This window comes from 'Chrysanthemum coronarium' phytoplasma (assembly GCF_000744065.1).
Classification (GTDB): Bacteria; Bacillota_I; Bacilli_A; order Acholeplasmatales; family Acholeplasmataceae; genus Phytoplasma; species Phytoplasma asteris.
Genome location: NZ_BBIY01000111.1, coordinates 1 through 1,239, shown reverse-complemented (window position 1 = coordinate 1,239; position 1,239 = coordinate 1). Strand labels below are relative to the sequence as shown.

The window sequence follows — 1,239 nt, the reverse complement described above, 5'->3', positions numbered from 1 at the left end:
AAGCAAACTTAAAAAAGTGATGGAAATTAATATAATGCAAGCAATAACAATATAAAATCCATAATTTGTATTTTCGTTATTATCTGTTTTTTCGCTTGTTATTTTAGGAGATAATATTGTTTGTGAGTTGTTTTGCAACTCTTCTTTATTGGACATAGAAGTTGTTAATGTTTCAGATAAAGTATTGCCATCATTTAATAAAGGTGCGACTACTTCTTGAACTTTTTGCATAACTAAGTCTTTAGTTGAATCTGGGTTTCCTACTTCTTCTGCAATTACATTTTCAATTGTTTCATCTAATTGATTTTGTTTTATGGGTGAGTAAAATGGAATATTATATTTTTTTTAACTTCCGCAATAAACTCTTCTTTATTTATTTTTGTAATTTGATAAGTTAATTTAGCTTTTCCTTTATATTTAGGAGATTTATCCAATGCTTCAATGGTTATATAACCATTTGAGCGATCTTTTTTAGGAAAATAAATATCTTCTTTTGTAATTACTAAACCATTATTTTTACTTTTAATGGCATTTAACAAATCCTCATTAGAAATCAATGCTTCACTGTGCATTTTATTTAATTCTATATCCCCTAAAGCTTTATTTTGAATTAAAACATTTAGGTCTTCTTTGACATTAAAAATAACTTCTACTTGACCTTTAATTTTTTTAGAATTTTCTTTTGCTTTGACAGTTGCTTTGTTATTGTTTATCGAAACAACTTCTAAATCGTCTCCAATAGCAAGACCACTTATATTTTTGTGATTTTTTACAATTTTTTCAATGATTTTTTTGTCATTTGGTGCACTTTCAAAAGATCCTATATTTTTTTCAATAGTGCTGATATCTATTGTTTCTGTTGGAGTAGCTTTTAAAGTGTAATTAAAACTTATTACAAATAAGATCAAAAGTAATAATGCACTTAAACAATAAATAAACCTTTGTTTTAAACAAGGTTGTTTTTGGTAAATATTTTTCAATGATTTTATTTTTGCTTTCTAATATCTTAATCTTTGCAAAATCCAAATGTACAAATTTGTAAAATGCAAAAAGTTTAAGATGAACTAAAGAATTTTAAACGAATTTATTACTAGCGGTTTTTTAAAATTTCTCGAATTCCTTTAAAATCCACTAATATTATAACTGAATCAAAACGAAAAAGAAACACTTTTTTATTTTTTATAAAAAAATATTTTTCTTCTTTTAAATGCTAAAATAATGTTAAAATTTAAGTATTAA

At 24.0% G+C, this 1,239-nt stretch carries 1 protein-coding gene and 1 pseudogene; both read right to left on the bottom strand.

The annotated features are described in order from the left end of the window. Positions 1-231: pseudogene (locus OYV_RS05445) on the bottom strand (hypothetical protein); the annotation flags it as partial. A gap of 80 nt (positions 232-311) precedes the next feature. Then, positions 312-980, bottom strand: a complete 669-nt coding sequence (locus tag OYV_RS05440; protein WP_042068406.1) for a hypothetical protein — start codon at positions 978-980, stop codon at positions 312-314. Positions 981-1,239 lie beyond the last annotated feature (259 nt).